Below are 18,584 nucleotides of genomic sequence, written 5' to 3'. Positions count from 1 at the left end.
ACACAATGAAAAAACTACTACTAATGAGTTTTGTTCTGGTGTTCGCCTTGCTGCAGCAGGCAATGGCCCAGAGCAAGACCGTATCTGGTAAGGTATCCGACCAGGCAACAGGTCAGGGGCTTCCCGGAGTGGCCGTATTAGTAAAAGGTACCACTGTAGGTACTGCTACCGGGGTTGATGGTTCTTATACACTGAATGTTCCGGAAAATGGCAATACACTTGTATTCCGTTTTATTGGTTACCAAACAGTAGAACGAGCTATCGGTAATGCAAGCAATGTTAACGTTACACTGGCAGTTGATAACAAGCAGCTGAGTGAGGTAGTTGTTACAGGTTATGCTACTAAAAGCCGTGAAGAATTTACAGGAGCAGCAGCAACTGTAAACGCTGAAGCAATTAAAGATCGTCCGGTGCAAAGCTTTGCTCAGGCGCTAACTGGTAAAGCTTCGGGTGTAAATATTGTGCAGCCAAATGGAGTGCTAAACAATGCGCCTGTAATTCGTATCCGTGGTATTAACTCAATTTCATTGAGCTCTTCTCCTCTGATTGTAGTAGATGGTATTCCGATTTCTACAGGCGATGTTTCTGATAATAACTCTGCGAATAACCCGCTTTCAGATATTAATCCATCTGATATAGAGTCTATCGACATACTGAAAGATGCTGCTTCTACCTCTATTTATGGTTCAAGAGCAGCTTCTGGTGTATTAATCATCACTACTAAAAAAGGTAAGCAAGGTAGAGCGAAAGTAACTTATGATGGTTGGGTTGGTACTAGCAAAGCTACCAGATTACCGGAAATGCTTAACGCACAACAGTACATGGATTTCAAAAACTTAGCTGTAGCTAATGCCATTGCTGTTAACCCTGCACTTGTTCCTGCTGCTAACCGCAATGCAGAAAACAAGAGTTTCTTCCCAAGCACTAACCCAGACGGATCTATGGTAGATACTGACTGGCAAGACCTGGTTTATCGTAGAGCGCTGTCTCACAACCATGCTTTATCAGTATCTGGTGGTACAGAAAAAACTACTTACTTTTTCTCTACCGGTTTGTCTGACCAGCAAGGATTCATTAAAAAGAATGACTTTACGCGTAAAAATGCACGTTTAAACCTAACACACCAGGTAACTGACTGGTTTAGCCTAAGAGGTAACATCACTTACACAAACGGTTTAAACTCATCTCCTAACAGTGGCTCACTTCCAGGTCAGGCTTACGGTGTAGCAGGTCTTGGCCGCCTTGGTCTTGTACTTGCACCAAATATTTCACCTTACAACGCAACAGGTGGCTATAACTTGAGTGGTAATGCTTTAGCACCAGGGGCTAACCTTTTCCCTCAGACATATTATAACCCGGTTGTTCTTTTAGATCATGATAACAGTACCTCTGAAACAAACAGATTATTATCTAACCTAGGTGCTGATTTCAATATCTTAAAAGGTCTTACTTTTAAGACTACATACTCTTTTGACCTGAGCAATGCCGAGAACAAATTGTTCTATAATCCAATCAATGGTGACGGTTTCAACCAAAAGGGTGTAGCAACAAACTCAAATGGCAGAAGAGAAAACTGGAACTGGGTAAATACACTTCAGTATCAGAAAACTTTCGCTGATAAGCATAATGTATCTTTATTAGTAGGTTCAGATGTGCAGGAAACTAACTCTAACTACTGGTGGGCATCACGTCAGGGCTTGTCAATCCCTACATTTAACGACTTCCAGGCTACTTACGGTATCCAAACTGCAGGTGGCTCTATCGGTAAGCGAGTTTATGAAGCCTATATTACAAGCTTAAGCTATAACTATGGCGGTAAATACTTTGTAAGCGGTAACTTCAGAAGAGATGGTAACTCTGCTTTAGCTTCTGCTAAACGTTGGGGTAACTTTGGAGGTGCTTCAGTTGGTTGGGCAATTTCTGAAGAAGATTTCTTTAAGAATGCCTCTTTCAGCAGTGCGATATCTAACTTAAGATTAAAAGCAAGCTGGGGCCGTGTAGGTAATGGTAACTTAGGCGATAATTACGGTGCCTATACACAATACTCTGATGGCGTTTATGCTTCAGTTCCTAGCTTAGTTTATGCTCAGGCTGGTAACAACGACCTTTCTTGGGAAACAAGTAAGCAAACTAACATTGGTATCGACTTAGGTTTACTGAACGGCAAAATCAATTTAGAAGCTAACTACTACAACAATGATGTTGATGGTTTGATTCTTGGTGTTCCGCAGGCGCCTTCTAAAGGTATCCCTGGTAACTCAATCCTGCAAAACGTAGGTTCAATGTATAATAAAGGTTACGAGTTCGCGCTGAATGCTACCCCAATTGACAATGGTAAATTCAGATGGTCTACTAACTTTAACGTTACGCTGAACAAAAACGAAGTTACAGAACTGGTTGGTGATGCTCCTATATTTGGTGTTACCAGTGGTTTGGAAACAAGTAACATTACTACTGTAGGACAGCCTGTTGGTAGCCTTTTTGTAGTTAGAACAGCTGGCGTGAACCCTGAAAATGGCCGCAGAATTTTTATCAACAAAGCAGGCGAGAAAGTGCAATATCTGCACGGTGGTGGTGCTAATGCATGGACTTATTTAGATGGAACAAAAGCTAATCCAATTTCTGGTGCTGATGCTGCTATAGGTGGTAACACGCTTCCAAAATGGTATGGTGGTTTCACTAATAACTTCTCTTATGGCAACATCGATTTAAGCTTCCTGCTTTCTTACTCTGGCGGTAACTACATCTACAACGGTACACAAGCTGGCTTAAGAGATCAGCGTATCTGGAACAACCATACAGATGTTCTTAACCACTGGACTGAAGCAAACAGAAACACTGATATTCCTCGCCCGGTTTATGGCGATAACGTATCTAACGGTTCTGCTTTCCCAATTGATGCCAACGTTCAGAAAGGCGACTTTGTACGTCTGCAGAATGCTGTTTTAGGTTACAAATTGCCACAGCGCTTCTTCGGAAAAACAGGTATCAGCTCTCTGAGAGTTTACGGCCAGGTTGATAATGCATTCCTGCTTACAAACTACAAAGGTGTTGACCCGGAAATTTCTTCAAATGGTAGCTCAAACATAGCGCCTGGTGTAGAGCGTAACACAGTTCCTCAAGGTAAAGCATTTACCTTCGGTGTTAACTTAGGCTTTTAATTAAAATTACTTTAGAAATGAAAATATTTGATATACATTCAAAGAAGAAGTATGTAGTAAGGCTTGCTTTACTCTCCATACCTTTCGCTCCAATGCTTACCTCTTGTGAAAAAGAGTTTCTTGATGCACAGCCTGAACTGACTTTGTTAGAGGGTAAGAACTTTGATACACCAGATTTGGTACTGGCTCAGGTTAATGGTTTGTATGCATCTATGAAGCATGGCCGCTTTTTAGGTGGTCGTTATCAGGCTTATAATGATATAAGAGCAGAGGAGTTTATTAACCGTACTGCAAACAACGTAACGGGCTACAGCATCTGGAACCAGACTGCAGGTGCAGATGAGAATTATACTACTGATCTTTGGTCAAGAGCTTACCTGACTATTAACAGGGTAAACACATTCCTGAAAGGTCTTGAAGAGAATTCAGATAAAGTAGATGATGCTTTAGAAGCTCAATATAGAGCAGAAGCTAAGTTTATCAGAGCAATGTCGTACTTATCACTTGTACAGATGTTTGCTAAACCATATGTACTTGATAATGGTGCTTCTCCAGGCCTGCCGCTAAGATTAAATGCAGAGTCTAATACAGAAAATAATAGCCTGAAAAGAAGTACTGTAGCAGAAGTCTATGCTCAGATTCTTAAGGATTTGAATGAGGCTGAAGTTGATTTACCTGCTCGCTATGGTACAGGTACTGCAAACAATGCACTTAATGTTACCCGCGCACAGAAGAACACAGTTATAGCACTTAAAACAAGAGTTTATCTTGTAATGGGTCGTTATGCTGATGTAATTACTGAAGGCAACAAGTTGGTATCTTCAACGGCACCTAATACCAGTATAGCTGAAGGCGTTAAATACCAGTTATTGCCTGATCCTGCTTCTGTGTTTGCAACAGATGTAAATCAGGAAATAATCTTTGCTGCACCGTTTACTGAAACAGATGCTCCTGGTACACAGAATCAGCTTGGTTATTACTACAATGCTGGTAATATTGAGTATTACTTCAATACTAATACTACAGGTATCCAAGGTATTTACAATAATCCTCAGTTCGAGGCTGATGACAAACGTAAAACAGACTTAACAGCTGTTTACACAGGCTTGTCTTCTAAGCCGGTAATTTCACTTAAATATTCTGCTGTTTCTCCATATACGGACTGGGTTCCGCTTATCAGATATGCAGAAGTTCTGTTGAACATTGCAGAAGCAGAGGCTGAAGTTGGTGATCAGGTTCGAGCTATTGCTTTACTGCAAGCCGTTCATAACCGTTCAGATGCTACCTGGCTATACACAGGTGTTACAAAGCAGGATCTTGTTAACGCAATTTTAACCGAGAGAAGAATAGAGTTATTAGGAGAAGGCTTTAGAACAAACGATTTGTTCAGAAAAGGTTTGCCAATTAACTCGAGAGGTGCTGGGGCTTCAATAGACGCTACAGATTCTCGTTATGTATTGCCAATTCCTACTTCAGAGACCACAACAAACCCTGGTCTTTAAGCAAAACCTAATATTGATTTAGCTGTTAAAAAAAGCCTCTTCAAATGAAGAGGCTTTTTTGTTTATACATGGTTGCAGAGAGTTTATACTTGTATAAGAGCCCTGAAGTACATTTCTGATATTTAAATTAGTCAGAAGGAAACTCAAGTTAGCCTGATAACAGTTTACAATTAGCTTATATTTGGCTTGTAAAACTATACGAACATGCTTTTACCTAACCATAGCGGATTTATACTTGAAGCTGGCATAGATGAAGCTGGCAGGGGTTGTTTGGCCGGGCCGGTAGTGGCGGCTGCAGTTATACTTCCGGCAGACTATAAACACGGCTTGCTGACCGATTCTAAAAAGCTGAATAAGAAGCAGCGCGAACAACTGCGCGAAGAAATTTACCGGGATGCTGTGGCGTGGGCAATAGGAGAGGCAACAAACCAGGAAATAGACGCTATTAATATTTTGCAGGCTACTTACCTGGCCATGCACCGGGCAATAAGCGGTTTAGTAACCGTGCCTGAATATCTGCTGATCGATGGCAACCGTTTTAAGCCTTATCAGGCTTTGCCGCATGCCTGTATTGTGAAAGGTGATGGAAAATACCTGTCTATAGCGGCGGCATCGGTGCTGGCCAAAACCCACCGCGATGATGTGATGAGCAGGTTGGCTGAAGAACATAACCTATATGGTTGGGAACAAAACGCAGGTTACCCAACTGCAGCGCACCGCAAAGCCATTGCGCTTTATGGCACAACGCCGCATCACCGTCATTCATTTGCCTTACTGCCGCAGCAACCTACTTTATTCGAAGTATAAAACCGGGTGTTTTTACTACGTTGCCTGAGGCTATTACTTTAGCTTGATCAGGTCCAGGAACAGGCTGAAACTATCCAGAGAAGAATGGCTGTTCTCGAAGTTGTCAAAGCTTAAGGGCTTCACGATATAGCCGGTCACGTTCAGGCGCTGGGCCTCCAGGCGGTCAGTGTCTTCGTTAGATGTAGTCATGATAAACACCGGGATATGGCTGAATTCCGGCTCAGTACGCAGTTCTGCAAGAAACTCCAGGCCATTCATTTTAGGCATGTTAATATCGAGAAGTATAACGCTGGGTGCCGGCGATATTTTGGCTACACCATCGCCCCGAAGCATACTTAAAGCTTCGCGTCCGTTACGGGCAACGTGTATAGGGTGAGTGATACTTATTTTCTTTAGCTCCCGCTCTACATTCATAATATCCAGGTAGTCATCTTCTACTAAAAGGATATTTACTATTTTCTCGCTCATGCTATCGTAAATTGTATAAAACTGCTTTTGAATAAATTTAACTGAAAAATTATACTTTTAAGGCCCTGTTTTTTGGCCAGGTAAATGTAAAGGTGGCTCCCTGCCCTAACTTTGAATCTACCCAAATTGTGCCTCCCTGGTGCTCCACTATCTTCTTAACAATGGCCAAACCTACGCCGGTACTTTCTACGGCATCACGCTCCTGTAAGGTCTGGAAGATCACAAAAATACGCTTATGATATTCCGGGTCTATGCCGGGGCCGTTATCTGAAACAGAGAATACGTGCGCTGTTTCGGTTTCGTGGTGCATAATAGTAATCAGGCCGGCTTTTTTATCGTGGTATTTAAGGGCATTGCTGATAAGGTTTGAAAATACCTGCTCCAGTTGCACACGTACTGTTAATAAAGTTGGCATATTATCCTGTAGTTTTATTGTGAATCCCTTTGGAGGGGAAATCATATCTACGATCTCTGCCAGGAGTTGCTGCACATTTACTTCTTCTTTTACCTGATTAGTTCGCCCGATGCGGGCAAGCGCAAGTATACCATTAATAAGGTTTTCCATGCGGTGTACCCGTACGCGCATCATCATCAGGTATTCCTGCACATTGGGCGGCAAGTCGCGGCCCATGTCTTCTTCTACCCAGCGCGATGCTACTTCTATTCCACGCAATGGCGCTTTTAAGTCATGCGAAACTACATAAGCAAACTGGTCCAGTTCTTTGTTCTTGCGGTCCAATTCGGTAAATGTAGTATCAATAGTAGACGACATCAGGTTAAGCGAGTTAGAGAGCTGCGTCAGTTCGTCGTTCGCTGTATCTATTATCTGCGTTTTATAGTCGCCTTTTGATATTTTATCGGCCAGCGTTACCATTTTCATGATTCTGTTGGTAATGAGGCGCGTGATATAGTATGCCCAGCTAAGGCCCAGCAATACAGATATAATGGTTAAAACAGTAGATATCTGGCGTGTATTGTTTATACTTTGGCTCAGGCGCTCACGGCGGTATTCGCGAATCTTATACTCGTAAGCATTAAATTTACGAAAGCCTTCACGAAGCGTATCAATCAAGGCTTTTTCACCATTCAGCAAACTATCGCGTGACAGGTCGTACCTGGTAACCATAAAATCAATAGAATCAATGCGCTTGAGTTCGATAAGAGGCTCCGCGTATTGGCGTTCCCATTGATCGTGGAGGCGCATCATTTTATCAATATTTTTTATCTGTTCCGGAGAGTTTTCTGTAAAAGATTTTGTCTCACGGAAGAGGTTTGGAAGCTGCTGTTTAGCCTGGGCGTATGGTAATAAAAATTTCACGTCGCCATTAAGCAAGTAACCGCGCAAACCGGTTTCCATATCAATAATGTTACGTTGCAGCGCAGCAGAGTTTCGTACCACAATCTGAGAACGCGATACCCATTGGGAGTTTGCGATCACATCTTCGGAAAGCCTGAAGTTTACGATGGCAACCGCCGTGAACAGAACCGAGATCATAACGAACCCGGCAAATAACTTAACGGATAATTTCATTAGAAAGTATTACCAGAGAATAAAACAGTGCAGAATGCTCTCGTTAGAGTAGCCGGTTAAAAAATTACTGACTGTGGGTTTAGCATTTACATCAAAATAAAGCGAAGCAGCTGAATAGAACAAATTTGAAGATGAAATGCCCTGGGTAAACTTATGGTTGTGCTGGTTTGAACCATTGCAGGAGTAAAATCTGATTTCATGGTTTTTTGGCTAAAAGAATGAACTACAACTTACGCACATGTTAGAAGTATAGTTATGGTTAATTTATAATATAGTGCTGCATTATTAGAAGAATATTTGGCTAGAGCGGCTGTAAGTAAGTATAAATAAGGCGGTAAGGCATGGCGCAAAAGCCGGAAGTATAAAATTTCGGAAGCGGTTTAATTTTAGTTATTTTTGCCACGCAACCACTTGAACAAGCAGAAAGAAATGGACCTTAAAAAAATTGCTTTAAATGATGTGCACGAAGCGCTTGGCGCTAAAATGGTGCCTTTTGCCGGCTATAACATGCCTGTGCGCTATTCATCAGACCTAGATGAGCACAATACGGTGCGTAATGCTGTAGGTATTTTCGATGTATCGCACATGGGTGAGTTTATGGTACGCGGCCCAAAGGCTCTGGATCTGATCCAGCGTGTAACATCTAACGATGCCTCTAAATTATCAGATAATAAAATTCAGTACTCGTGCCTGCCAAACGAAGACGGCGGTATTGTGGATGACCTGCTGGTTTATCGCTTAGGCGAAGAAGAATACATGCTGGTTGTAAACGCCTCCAACATCGAAAAGGACTGGAACTGGATAAGCAAGTATAACACAGAAGGTGCCGAAATGGAGAACATCTCTGACGAGATTTCTTTGTTTGCAGTGCAGGGGCCAAAAGCAGTTGAGGCGCTACAATCGCTTACAAGTGTAGACCTGGCCAGCATGGTATATTATACTTTTGAGAAAGGCGAATTTGCTGGCGCCCAGGATGTGATCATTTCTGCTACAGGTTATACCGGTGCGGGTGGTTTCGAGATCTATGTGAAGAACCAGGATGCCAAGAAAGTATTCGAGGCCATTATGGAAGCTGGCAAAGAATTCGGAATTAAGCCAATCGGTTTAGGTGCCCGCGATACGTTGCGTCTTGAAATGGGTTTCTGCCTCTACGGCAACGACATCGATGATAAAACATCCCCGCTGGAGGCTGGCCTTGGCTGGATCACGAAGTTTGATAAAGAATTTACAAACTCAGAAAACCTGAAAGAGCAGAAAGCTGCCGGCGTTACTAAAAAGCTGGTTGGTTTTGAGATGGTTGATAAAGCTATTCCAAGATCGCATTACGAGATCGTGAATGCAGCAGGAGAGCAAATTGGTGAAGTAACTTCTGGTACTATGTCGCCAACGCTGGGCAAAGGTATAGGTATGGGTTATGTACAGAACGAGTTCAGCAAGCCGGGCAGCGAAGTGTTTGTACGCGTACGTAACAAAGACATGAAAGCGCAGGTGGTGAAGCTACCGTTTGTAAAGAAGTAATTTTATAATAGACGCAAGACACAGGACGTTAGACACAAGACAGAAATGTTTTGCTCGAAAAGTTCTGTGTCTTGCGTCTTCTAAAGTATAAAAAGTAATGCCAAGTATAGATGTTTGCTACAGCCCGGAGCTGTTGCATTTGTATGATCTGAAGGGAAAGGCAGTAGTTGCTGTAGATATTCTGCGTGCCACCTCTACTATGGTTACGGCTTTCGCAAATGGCGTTGCCGATATTATACCGGTAATGAAGCTGGAAGAATGTTTGGTTTATGCCGAGCAGGGCTGCCTGACAGCTGCCGAGCGCGATGGCGTGAAAGCTGAAGGGTTTGACCTGGGCAACTCGCCGTTTGCCTACATGAGCGAAAGTATAAAAGGCCGTACCATTGCTATCACAACAACCAACGGTACACGTGCCATTCGCATGTCGGAAGCAGCTGAGGAGATTGTGGTAGGTTCTTTCCTGAACCTGCAGACAGTGGCAGAACACCTGGCAGAGCTGCAGTTGGATGTGCTTGTTGTTTGTGCCGGCTGGAAAGGTAAATTTAACCTGGAAGATACCCTGTATGCAGGGGCATTGGCAGAGCGTTTACAAAGCCAGTTTGAGTTTGAAAACGACGCTACACTGGCTTCTTTATACTTATATCATGCCGCCAAATCGGATATGGTTTCTTTTCTGAGGCAGTCGTCGCATGTGCAGCGCCTCGAAAACCTGGAAATTCATAAGGATATCGAATTCTGTTTGCAGCACAATGTTTTCAATGTATTGCCAGTCTGGAAGCACGATCGCCTGGTAGATTTAAATGCCAAACATAGCTTAGTGTAAACTATAAAAAAGTATAAAGGCCGGTTCATAAACCGGCCTTTATACTTTTATGTGTTCTGTTTAAACCGCGATTTATACGTTGAACTTACTTCAGTTTTTCGTTTTGCTTGTGGCGTTCGCTGTCGCGGCTGGTTTTCTTTTCCAGGTTTTTTTGAAGCGCATCGGTCAGGTTTATACCTGTCTGGTTGGCCAGGCAAATCAAAACAAAGAGTACATCAGCCAGTTCATCAGAAAGCTGTTTGCCTTCGTCGCTTTTCTTAAACGATTGCTCCCCGTATTGGCGCGAAATTATTCTGGCTACTTCGCCTACCTCTTCGGTAAGTATGGCCATGTTGGTAAGCTCATTAAAATAACGAACGCCGTTTTCTTTTATCCAGTCGTCTACAATCTGCTGTGCCTCTGCAATGGTCATGTAAGTTTTGTGTTTGGTTTACTTTCCAAATTTAATGACAAAATCCACATAAGGCACACCAATGGGAATTTCAGAAGCGATATCGGCATTGTTGAGGAAGGCCAGGTCTACGGTTATTTTCTCGCCCATAAAGCGCATACCATAAGAGAAAATGCCATAACTGCCATCAGCCGGCACAATCCAGTTTTCAGTTACAAGCCCTACTTTCCGGCTTACCCGCTTCATGCCACTTATAGTTATAACGGGCTGGCTCGAGAATTCTTCATCTACAAAACCGTAGCCCAGGCCTACAGTAGCATTGTCATCTGTGTTACCATAGGTTACCAGGCCATAGCCAATGCCAAGCCCTGAAAAGTTATCGGAAGTGCCGATGGCATTGGCGTAAAAAACACCGGCGCCGGCACGTAATTTTTCAGTTATCGGGAAGCTATACTTGGGCGTGAGAAAGACAATCGGGTTGCCTGTAAAAGTGGAAATAAGCTCGAAACCGCCACCTATGGTAAAATTGTTGGTAACGCCATAACTGAAAGAGTTAAGCACCAGGTACGTGTTCTGGTAATAGGCTTCGCCTTTGCGCAGACTGAATGCAGATGGCCCGAAAAGATAACGGCTGGAGTTGGGGTTCTCGAACCAATACACACCTTTTCTAAACTTTGCCTCATCCAGTACTTTCGCACTCCTGATCTGGTTGTTGGGGATGAGCACTTCGCCTGCACTTTCGGTCATTAACTTTATACCTGCCTCTGTTTGCCCCATAAACCTGCCTTGTATAACTGAGCCGTCTTTTGTTTCGATTACCCAACGTTTGCCAACCCCGGTTTGGGCAGTAGTGTCGGTCTGAGCAGAAGTGGAATCGGTTTGTGCTTTTGCAGCAACAGAAAGTAACAACAGGCAAAGTATAGCCAAGGCTAATACCGGGAATTTCAGAAGTGTAAGGTGGCGCATATAACAGAAGTATGGATATTGCTATTAAATATAAGCAATATCTAATACATTGTTATTGATTGGGAAAGCTGGCCTATTCTTTATTTTTAGAATCGATAACAATCGTAACCGGGCCGTCATTAAGCAAGGCAACTTTCATGTCTGCCCCAAACTCGCCGGTCTGTACTTTTTTGCCGAAAGCTTCTTCTAAGTATACAATGAATTTCTCGTAAAGCGGAATGGCAATTGGCGGCGGGGCAGCCCCGATGTAAGAAGGCCGGTTGCCCTTTTTGGTATTGGCAAACAACGTAAACTGGCTTATAACAAGCATATCGCCCTGCACATCCTGTACGCTCAGGTTCATTTTGCCTTCGCTATCGCCAAATATACGGAGTTGGGCTACTTTGCCAGCAATCCATTTAAGGTCTTCGTCGGTATCGTCGGGTGTAAAACCAGCCAGTAGCAAGAGGCCTAAACCAATCTGCCCTTTTATACTTCCATCAATTGTTACAGATGCCTGCGTTACCCGCTGTACAACTATGCGCATAGTAATTTATACTTTGTGTGTGGCAAAGGTATTGATTTGGAGATTTGGAAATTTAGAAATTTGAAAATGGAATGCGCCTCTATAGTGATATTCTATAATCTCATCATCTGGATTTGCTACTAAATAACCTTATTTTCAAATCCTTACATCTTTAAATTTCCCAATCTTTAATCTACATACCCTTCGTAGCGAATGCGGCTTACTTTGCCATTCTTAAGGAAGAAGCGGAGCGAGGTAGGGGCACCTTCGCGGTTGGTAGCAACTATTTCTGTGTTAGTTTGCAGTATGCGTACGTCGTAGTTCTTTAATTTGGTCATCAGCTCAGCCTGGCTCATGCCTACGCGCATGTTGTTGCGCAACGTAAGGGCGTTGCTTCTAATATCGGCTACCTGCAGCAAAAGCTCGCCGGTTTGGGTAGGGGCGTATAGCTCCAGCGAAGAACTGCCAAAATTTATAGTATAAATAGTATCTGAAAGGCCGGCTTCGTGTATGTTTTCTATAGGGGCTGCCTCTACGGTAAAGTCTGTGTTAATGCGGGCTATGTATGATTCCAGTTTCCTTGTCTGGTTGCGGTCGCTCAGGAATGGGTTCTCCAGCAGGGCTACAGTAGCAGGCGAGGTGGAGTTGCGCTTTGTGCCCATTGTATCGGAAATGGTAGCCTCGTTCGTTCGCTCTTCCGGCATGTCGTGCTGTTCGCTGGTGCCAGAGCAGGCGCCGGTTAGCGGACATAAAAGCAGCACCAAAAGCAGCAAGCGTACAGTTAAGCTGTACCTGCAGCAAATGCCGTTGTGGAAGGTGTAAAACATGTGAACGCTTTATAAAAGAGGAGTGAGATTTATACCTGACATACGAGAGCTGACCAAGAAAAAGTTTTAGTTAAAAATGTTATTCCGGAAGTATAATCTGCGTGGTATAAAGCATAAATTCGCAGCAAATATCAACAATTATGCAAACACTGCAAATAGCGCTGGTAACTTGCCAGAGCCTGGGGAGTTACACCAACAATGCCGATAGCGAAGACGAACGCCTTTTCCACTTTTTACAGGCAAAAGGCCTGCAAATTTCTTTTCAGGTCTGGGATGATGAAGCTGTAAACTGGGCCGCTTTTGATGCCATTATCATAAAGTCGCCTTGGGATTATTTTGATAAAATTGCTGCTTTTTATACCTGGCTAGATAAGTTGGAGCATTTAGGCTGCCGTGTGCTAAACCCTGTGCGTACCCTGCGCTGGAATGCCGATAAATTATACTTTAAAGACCTGCAGCAGCAAGGTATACAGGTTGTGCCAACCGTTTGGCTGGAGCAAGGCAGCACCTTTAATGCCGAAGCTGCCTTCGATGCCCTACAATGCGATAAAATAATAGTGAAGCCCCGTGTAAGTGGCGGCGCTAAAAATACGCTGGCCATAGAGCGAGCCGATGCAACTGCTTATACTTCCAGAATTAACGAGTTGCTGCAGGAAGAGCCTTTCCTGGCGCAGCCATTCTTGGAAGAAATAAAAACGCAGGGCGAGTGGTCGTTTCTTTTCTTTAACGGCAAGTATAGCCATACGGTGCTTAAAACTGCCAAGCCCGGCGATTTCAGGGTACAGCACTTTTTTGGAGGTACCATACATACACCAACTCCACAGCAGGAACTACTGGCAACTGCTCAGCAAATAATTAATAGCGTTGCTTCTGATTGCCTGTATGCCCGCGTGGATGGCGTTGAGCTGAATGGCGAACTCGTGCTGATGGAACTGGAACTGATCGAGCCATTCCTGTTCCTGGCTACCAACGAGCACGCTTTGGAAAACTATTACGAGGCACTGTCAGCACAGCTCAGGTAGAAGTATACTTAGCTTACTTCCGGGCTATGAAAAACCAGTAAGGGTACAGGCGCATGCAGTATCAGGTTTTTAACGGTGTTGGTCCGGAGCAGGGCATTTAAACCTTCGTGTTTGCGGGCAGTTACAGCAATCATATCTATGTTTTGCTGCTGCACAAATTCCTGCAGTGCTTCTGCTACGTTATCGCCTTTTAGTAAGGTATAGCTTATGTTACTGTTGTTGCTGGTTTGCTCCAGGTTTTGCTTTAGTACCTCTAATTTTTGGTTATCTTCCTGTTTATCACCCTTATCCGAAATATGCGCAACTACAACAGATGCGCCGAAAGGGTGGAGGAACTGTTGTAAAGTTGCCAGGCTACTAACATCTTCTGAGTCAAAATCGGTGGCGAAAAGTACTTTCTGAAGCTGAGTAGAAGTATAGTTTTCAGGTACGGTAAGTACAGGTATGGCTACATTTCGGGCTATTTCGGTAGCTACTGTACCAAAAAGACTGCGCATCAGGCCGGCTTCTCCTTTTGTACCCATTACCAACAGATTGGCTTTGTAGCGTTGCAACTGCTCCGGAATTTTGTCTCCGGGCAGGCCATGTACGAAAGTTCGCTCTATCAGTACCGGGTATACATACTTTGTGTTTTGATTCTGCATCTCCAGGTAAAGCTCTTCCAACTGGTTTTGTGCTTCTTCTTCGTTGCGGTGGAGCACGCGTTCGGCTACAATTTCTGAGGCTGTAAGCTCATCTATCGGGGTAATGGTCATGTCGCCTTCGGCCAGGTAATCCTGTGAGCAATGCAGGAGGAGTATTTGGGAGTCTGGCACAACGGCTGCCAGGGCCAGGGCATATTGGCTTGCGGTAGCGGTGCTATCGGAAAAATCTACAGGTAGTAATATTTTAAACATAGTTTTAGCTTGAGTATAGGCTGGTTTATACGTGCCGGGGCGTCTTTAAAGTTTGAATATTCAGATATAAAAATGCTTTCAGGGCGCTTATATGTATATTTGTATTTGTAATTGCAGCGCCTAATGCTTTCTGTCAGTGTATTTCTGATTTTTAAGTTAATTTTGCAGCCTGAGAACGCTTGCCATGCCTAAACGCATCCTGTTATACCTTCTTGGATTTGTTGTGCTTGCATCGCTGGCCTATTACGGCTATAGCAGGTGGCAGAGCGCGCGCGAAAAAGTAGACCTCTGGACGCTTGTGCCTGAGGATGCTGCCTTCGTGATCGAAACAAACAATCATTCAGCACTTGTAAAGCACCTGCGTGGCACAGGCCTCTGGGATAGTTTTTCTACGTTGCCGGTTGTGCAGCGCTTCGAAGAAAATATACTGTGGCTCGATAGTATAGCCCCGGGTAACCAGCGCCTGGAGCGTTTCCTGAACAAAAAAGAAATCCTGACATCGGTACACGTAGTTGGCAAAACAGACCTGGAGTTTGTATACTATGTGCCTGTAAATACTGTTGGCGAACATCGTTTCCTGCGTACCCTCACCGAAAACTTATCTAAAAGCGAATTCTTTAAAGAAGAGTCGCGGAATTACGAGGGAGTACTGCTGACAGATATTACCAACGCCAGCCTGGGTACCAGCTTTACTTATTTTACCCACCATAACAATATTATACTTAGTGCTTCGCCAGTGCTGATAGAGGCGATTGTGAGGCGCATAAAACGTGGCGAACCGGTTTCGATAGCAGCCGAGTTTAAGCATACCAATTACCTGAGCCAGCCCGACGTATACGCCAACATTTATGTAAACTACAGGGAGCTGCCCAGTGTGCTGGCGCTTTTTCTGCAGGATGATATTATGCCGCAGGTGCGTTACCTGAGCAGCTTGTGCCGGAATGCCATGCTGGAGCTGAAGCTCGAGAGTAACAAGATCTTCCTGAACGGATTCTCTAACCCGGAGGAATTAAAAAGCTCTTTACATAACCGTATGCAGCCTGCTGCACCAAAGCCGTTACTGGTAAAAAATTACCTCCCGGCTCGTACTGCAGCCCTGCTGCATTTTGGTGTGAACCAGGTTGCCAGGCTGCACAACCCGGCTAAGGCGGCAGGCACTGTTTACGCTGCAACCTTAGATTCGCTGGCGGCAAGTATAAAGCAGGAAGTTGCCATTGCCTACCTAGAGGCTTATAACATCAAAAGCAAGCCGGAAAAAATCGTATTTGCGCGTATGGCTAAGCCAGCACGCACGGCAAGCCTGTTAGCCCAGTTAAACAAGCAGGTAAGCAACGCCAATAAGATAAGGCCGCATAGCGAACGCTACGGCAGTTATACTTTGCAGCAGGTAAATGTAACAGAGTTGCCCTCCCAGCTTTTCGGGGAATTATTTACAGGGTTTGAGCAAAGCTACGTGGTGCAGATTGATGATTATCTGTTGTTCGCTTCGGAAGTAGCCACCCTGCGCTCGTTACTGGATGATATTGCAACAGATAATGTATGGGGGAAATCGGTGCAGCAAAAAGCTTTTCTGGATGAAACGCTGCATGAAAGTAATTTCAGCTTATACCTGAATACGGTAAATGCCTGGTATATCCTCAGCCGTTACATGACCGACGAAAGCCGTGAAGATTTGCTGCAACACGCCACACTTATAAAGCGCTTTAACCAGATCAGCTTTCAGTTTGCCAGGGCAGATGAGCAATACTATACAAGCTTTGTATTCCGCAGCCAGGACCGGTCGAATACTACAAAAGATGAATTTGCGGTAGAGGTAGCTTTACCATTTTCTTCGCGCCTTGATTCGAAACCTTATCCGGTGCAAAGTGCTGTAGACAGAAGCAGCGAAGTGGTGGTGCAGGATTCGGCTAATATACTTCACAACATTTCTGCAGTAGGCAAACCCGGCTGGACCGATACGCTCAGCAGCAGCATCCGGGGAGGCATTCAGCAGATAGAATTTGGTCCGGATAAAAAGCTTCGTTACGTTTTTGCTACTGCTAACCGTATTCATGCTATTGATAACCAGGGGCAGGATGCCGAAAATTTCCCATTCAACGTGGGCGATTCCCTGAATATCCAGCAGCTGTCTGTTTTTGATTATGAGAAGAACGGCAACTACCGCTTGCTGGTAGATGATTACCTGGGCAACCTGTATATGTATGATATCCGGGGCAATGCTATAGATGGCTGGTCGCCGCGCCGCATGGATTACCGCCTTGCAGCTGCCCCGCAGCACCTGCGTGTTGGTGGCCGCGATGTGATTCTGGTTTTACTGGAGAATGGCTATGTATACGCGCTCGACAAACAGGGCGAAACCTATCCGGGTTTTCCGTTCAGTTTACGATCGCCGGTAACTTCTGGTGTGCTGGTTAAGCCTGGGGCAGATTTTAAAAAGTCAGAAATAACTACTGTAACCAAGTACGGCGAAGTGGTGGTCTTTAACCTGCTGGGCAGAGTCTTAAAAAGAGAGCAATTGCTGCGGCCAACCAAACGCGCCATGTTTGAAATGGTAGCAGAAAATGCTGGCAAATCGTTTGTGATCGTGCGCCAGGACGAAGGCCGCGTAACAGTGTTTGACCAGGATCTGAAAGAGCTTTTTGAAAAACGGTATGTAACTTCAGCGCCTAAAATTGTGCAGTATTTCCATTTTGGAGGCGACAGGAAAGTATACGCCATTACAGAAACCGGCCCTCAGAAAACCTACCTCTACGACGCCAAAGGCACGCTCATCGGCAACCATACTTTAGATAATAACCAGCCGGTTACCATTTTCTATAACGACGTGGCAAACAGCTATACCTTATACAAAGTATACCGCAACGAGCTTAAGAAGCTGAGTTTTAAACTGCCTAATAAGTAAGTATAAACTATAGTAACTGCCCTGTTCAGAAGCTCCGGAACCAGCCCCGCTTATAGAAAAAGTATAGCTGCACCAGTATAAGTATAACCATAACTGTAAGTAATATGGGGTATGCATAAGGCTGGTATAGCTCGGGCATGCTGAGCGGGTAGACCCTACCGGTCTCAGGGTTTACATGTGCGAAGTTCATCCCGTACAATCCTACAATAAAACTTAGCGGAATAAAGATACTGGAGATGATGGTGAGCACTTTCATGATCTCGTTCATGCGGTTGCTAACCGTGGACATATAAAGCTCAGCCTGGCTGGAGGCCATTTCTTTCTGACTTTCGATCAGGTCGATGAGTTGTATGGTATGGTCGTAAGCGTCGCGGAAGTATACTTTAATGTTTTCCGGTATCATGTCGTCTTCCATGCGAAGCAATTCGTTCAGTATATCGCGCTGTGGCCAGGTAATGCGGCGCAGTTTTACAAGCTCGCTTTTAAGGGCAAGAACTTCCTGCAAGGTTTGCCTGGATGGTTTGTCTAAAATGCGTTGCTCCAGCTCTTCGATGTAATTGCTGATTTCGCTAATTACCGGGAAATAAAAGTCCAGCACCACATCGAGCACGGCATAAAGTAGATAAGCCACAGGCCGCTGCCTGATAACACCTCTGCCGGTTCTGATGCGTTCGCGAAGCGGGTCCAAACAATCATCATAATCGCTTTGCAGGGTAAGCACATAGTTGGGGCCTGAGAAAACAGAAAGCTGCACATCGTCCAGGGTACGTTGCGTGGCCGACCAGCGCAGCATGCGCGTAATAATAAACAGGTTGCCATTGTGCTCTTCTACTTTTGGGCGCTGGTAATCGTTTATCACATCCTCCATCTGCAGCGGGTGAATACCAAAATCATCAACCAGCCGCTCAAGTAAATTTAATTCGCCATAGCCACGAATATCGATCCAGTGCTTTTGATCCGGGTGCGTGTTGACTTGCTTCAGCAATTTATCATAGGAGGTGTATTCCTGTTGCTCAAAACCCTGCTCGTTAAACGACATCAGGAAAAAACGGGGCGCGATGGCATCAGAAGGAACAAATAAATAACCAGGGCGTTTGCCTGCTTTGCGTTCTAAAATTTTGCTCCGGGTATGTGGGCGTTGGTGTTTCGACATGGCAGCTTAAGGAAAGTAACAAGGTACTTAATAAATATACATGCTGCTATACTTGCTGCAACGCATTGCGGGCTAATTTAGAGTACCGCGAGAAAGTATAAACGTAGATTTA

The 18,584-nt window shown here is 44.4% G+C and carries 15 protein-coding genes; 7 read left to right on the top strand and 8 right to left on the bottom strand.

Translation table 11 applies throughout. The features are described from left to right. The first annotated feature begins 23 nt into the window (after positions 1-23). The 3 genes from LWP20_RS08545 to rnhB all read left to right on the top strand — a co-directional run bounded on the left by LWP20_RS08545 (position 24) and on the right by rnhB (position 5,470). The gene (locus tag LWP20_RS08545; protein ID WP_242927706.1) at positions 24-3,161 is read left to right on the top strand and encodes a SusC/RagA family TonB-linked outer membrane protein; all 3,138 of its coding nucleotides are present in this window, start codon (positions 24-26) and stop codon (positions 3,159-3,161) included. A 17-nt stretch (positions 3,162-3,178) separates the two neighbouring features. Then, the gene (locus LWP20_RS08540) at positions 3,179-4,663 is read left to right on the top strand and encodes a RagB/SusD family nutrient uptake outer membrane protein (protein ID WP_242927705.1); all 1,485 of its coding nucleotides are present in this window, start codon (positions 3,179-3,181) and stop codon (positions 4,661-4,663) included. Positions 4,664-4,867: 204 nt separating this feature from the next. Beyond that, entirely contained in the window at positions 4,868-5,470 is a 603-nt protein-coding gene (gene rnhB / locus LWP20_RS08535) for a ribonuclease HII (protein ID WP_242927704.1), read from the top strand. A gap of 33 nt (positions 5,471-5,503) precedes the next feature. Here the strand turns inward: rnhB and LWP20_RS08530 are convergent, their stop codons facing one another. Then, positions 5,504-5,938 (bottom strand): response regulator, encoded by a 435-nt coding sequence (locus tag LWP20_RS08530; protein ID WP_242927703.1) that lies wholly within the window; start codon positions 5,936-5,938, stop codon positions 5,504-5,506. A 49-nt stretch (positions 5,939-5,987) separates the two neighbouring features. Beyond that, the gene (locus LWP20_RS08525) at positions 5,988-7,433 is read right to left on the bottom strand and encodes a sensor histidine kinase (protein WP_242927702.1); all 1,446 of its coding nucleotides are present in this window, start codon (positions 7,431-7,433) and stop codon (positions 5,988-5,990) included. A gap of 465 nt (positions 7,434-7,898) precedes the next feature. On the opposite strand from LWP20_RS08525, the gene gcvT reads away from it, so the two are divergent. Both gcvT and LWP20_RS08515 read left to right on the top strand, forming a co-directional pair. Continuing rightward, positions 7,899-8,987 carry a glycine cleavage system aminomethyltransferase GcvT gene (gcvT, locus tag LWP20_RS08520; protein WP_242928026.1) on the top strand — a complete coding sequence of 363 codons (1,089 nt, stop codon included), beginning with the start codon at positions 7,899-7,901 and terminating at the stop codon, positions 8,985-8,987. 97 nt (positions 8,988-9,084) lie between these two features. Beyond that, positions 9,085-9,810, top strand: a complete 726-nt coding sequence (locus tag LWP20_RS08515) for a 2-phosphosulfolactate phosphatase (RefSeq protein ID WP_242927701.1) — start codon at positions 9,085-9,087, stop codon at positions 9,808-9,810. Between the two features lie 85 nt (positions 9,811-9,895). Here the strand turns inward: LWP20_RS08515 and LWP20_RS08510 are convergent, their stop codons facing one another. The 4 genes from LWP20_RS08510 to LWP20_RS08495 form a co-directional block, all read right to left on the bottom strand. Beyond that, a complete protein-coding gene (locus LWP20_RS08510) occupies positions 9,896-10,222 on the bottom strand; it encodes a nucleotide pyrophosphohydrolase (RefSeq protein ID WP_242927700.1) in 327 nt (108 codons plus the stop codon). Between the two features lie 18 nt (positions 10,223-10,240). Then, positions 10,241-11,167, bottom strand: a complete 927-nt coding sequence (locus tag LWP20_RS08505; RefSeq protein WP_242927699.1) for a hypothetical protein — start codon at positions 11,165-11,167, stop codon at positions 10,241-10,243. A 73-nt stretch (positions 11,168-11,240) separates the two neighbouring features. Further along, positions 11,241-11,693 (bottom strand): D-aminoacyl-tRNA deacylase, encoded by a 453-nt coding sequence (dtd, locus tag LWP20_RS08500; protein WP_242927698.1) that lies wholly within the window; start codon positions 11,691-11,693, stop codon positions 11,241-11,243. Between the two features lie 167 nt (positions 11,694-11,860). Beyond that, positions 11,861-12,499, bottom strand: a complete 639-nt coding sequence (locus tag LWP20_RS08495) for a hypothetical protein (protein WP_242927697.1) — start codon at positions 12,497-12,499, stop codon at positions 11,861-11,863. 140 nt (positions 12,500-12,639) lie between these two features. Here LWP20_RS08495 and LWP20_RS08490 point away from each other — a divergent pair, with 140 nt between their 5' ends. Beyond that, on the top strand, positions 12,640-13,521 hold the full coding sequence (locus LWP20_RS08490; RefSeq protein ID WP_242927696.1) for an ATP-grasp domain-containing protein: 882 nt from the start codon (positions 12,640-12,642) through the stop codon (positions 13,519-13,521). An 8-nt stretch (positions 13,522-13,529) separates the two neighbouring features. Here the strand turns inward: LWP20_RS08490 and LWP20_RS08485 are convergent, their stop codons facing one another. After that, positions 13,530-14,417: a universal stress protein gene (locus tag LWP20_RS08485; RefSeq protein ID WP_242927695.1), complete on the bottom strand. Its 888-nt coding sequence runs from the start codon at positions 14,415-14,417 to the stop codon at positions 13,530-13,532. A gap of 184 nt (positions 14,418-14,601) precedes the next feature. Here LWP20_RS08485 and LWP20_RS08480 point away from each other — a divergent pair, with 184 nt between their 5' ends. Beyond that, positions 14,602-17,319 (top strand): hypothetical protein, encoded by a 2,718-nt coding sequence (locus LWP20_RS08480; protein ID WP_242927694.1) that lies wholly within the window; start codon positions 14,602-14,604, stop codon positions 17,317-17,319. Between the two features lie 25 nt (positions 17,320-17,344). Here the strand turns inward: LWP20_RS08480 and corA are convergent, their stop codons facing one another. After that, the gene (gene corA / locus LWP20_RS08475; RefSeq protein WP_242927693.1) at positions 17,345-18,472 is read right to left on the bottom strand and encodes a magnesium/cobalt transporter CorA; all 1,128 of its coding nucleotides are present in this window, start codon (positions 18,470-18,472) and stop codon (positions 17,345-17,347) included. Positions 18,473-18,584 lie beyond the last annotated feature (112 nt).

Source organism: Pontibacter vulgaris, from assembly GCF_022758145.1.
Lineage (GTDB): Bacteria > Bacteroidota > Bacteroidia > Cytophagales > Hymenobacteraceae > Pontibacter > Pontibacter vulgaris.
The sequence above is the reverse complement of the archived record's forward strand: the minus strand, read 5'-3'. Positions and strand labels throughout refer to the sequence as shown.

Excerpts from the sequence above, each read along its gene's own strand:
- LWP20_RS08545 (WP_242927706.1), top strand. The coding sequence starts at position 24 with ATGAGTTTTGTTCTGGTGTTCGCCTTGCTGCAGCAGGCAATGGCCCAG.
- LWP20_RS08540 (WP_242927705.1), top strand. The coding sequence starts at position 3,179 with ATGAAAATATTTGATATACATTCAAAGAAGAAGTATGTAGTAAGGCTT.
- rnhB (WP_242927704.1), top strand. The coding sequence starts at position 4,868 with ATGCTTTTACCTAACCATAGCGGATTTATACTTGAAGCTGGCATAGAT.
- LWP20_RS08530 (WP_242927703.1), bottom strand. The coding sequence starts at position 5,938 with ATGAGCGAGAAAATAGTAAATATCCTTTTAGTAGAAGATGACTACCTG.
- LWP20_RS08525 (WP_242927702.1), bottom strand. The coding sequence starts at position 7,433 with ATGATCTCGGTTCTGTTCACGGCGGTTGCCATCGTAAACTTCAGGCTT.
- gcvT (WP_242928026.1), top strand. The coding sequence starts at position 7,899 with ATGGACCTTAAAAAAATTGCTTTAAATGATGTGCACGAAGCGCTTGGC.
- LWP20_RS08515 (WP_242927701.1), top strand. The coding sequence starts at position 9,085 with ATGCCAAGTATAGATGTTTGCTACAGCCCGGAGCTGTTGCATTTGTAT.
- LWP20_RS08510 (WP_242927700.1), bottom strand. The coding sequence starts at position 10,222 with ATGACCATTGCAGAGGCACAGCAGATTGTAGACGACTGGATAAAAGAA.
- LWP20_RS08505 (WP_242927699.1), bottom strand. The coding sequence starts at position 11,167 with ATGCGCCACCTTACACTTCTGAAATTCCCGGTATTAGCCTTGGCTATA.
- dtd (WP_242927698.1), bottom strand. The coding sequence starts at position 11,693 with ATGCGCATAGTTGTACAGCGGGTAACGCAGGCATCTGTAACAATTGAT.
- LWP20_RS08495 (WP_242927697.1), bottom strand. The coding sequence starts at position 12,499 with ATGTTTTACACCTTCCACAACGGCATTTGCTGCAGGTACAGCTTAACT.
- LWP20_RS08490 (WP_242927696.1), top strand. The coding sequence starts at position 12,640 with ATGCAAACACTGCAAATAGCGCTGGTAACTTGCCAGAGCCTGGGGAGT.
- LWP20_RS08485 (WP_242927695.1), bottom strand. The coding sequence starts at position 14,417 with ATGTTTAAAATATTACTACCTGTAGATTTTTCCGATAGCACCGCTACC.
- LWP20_RS08480 (WP_242927694.1), top strand. The coding sequence starts at position 14,602 with ATGCCTAAACGCATCCTGTTATACCTTCTTGGATTTGTTGTGCTTGCA.
- corA (WP_242927693.1), bottom strand. The coding sequence starts at position 18,472 with ATGTCGAAACACCAACGCCCACATACCCGGAGCAAAATTTTAGAACGC.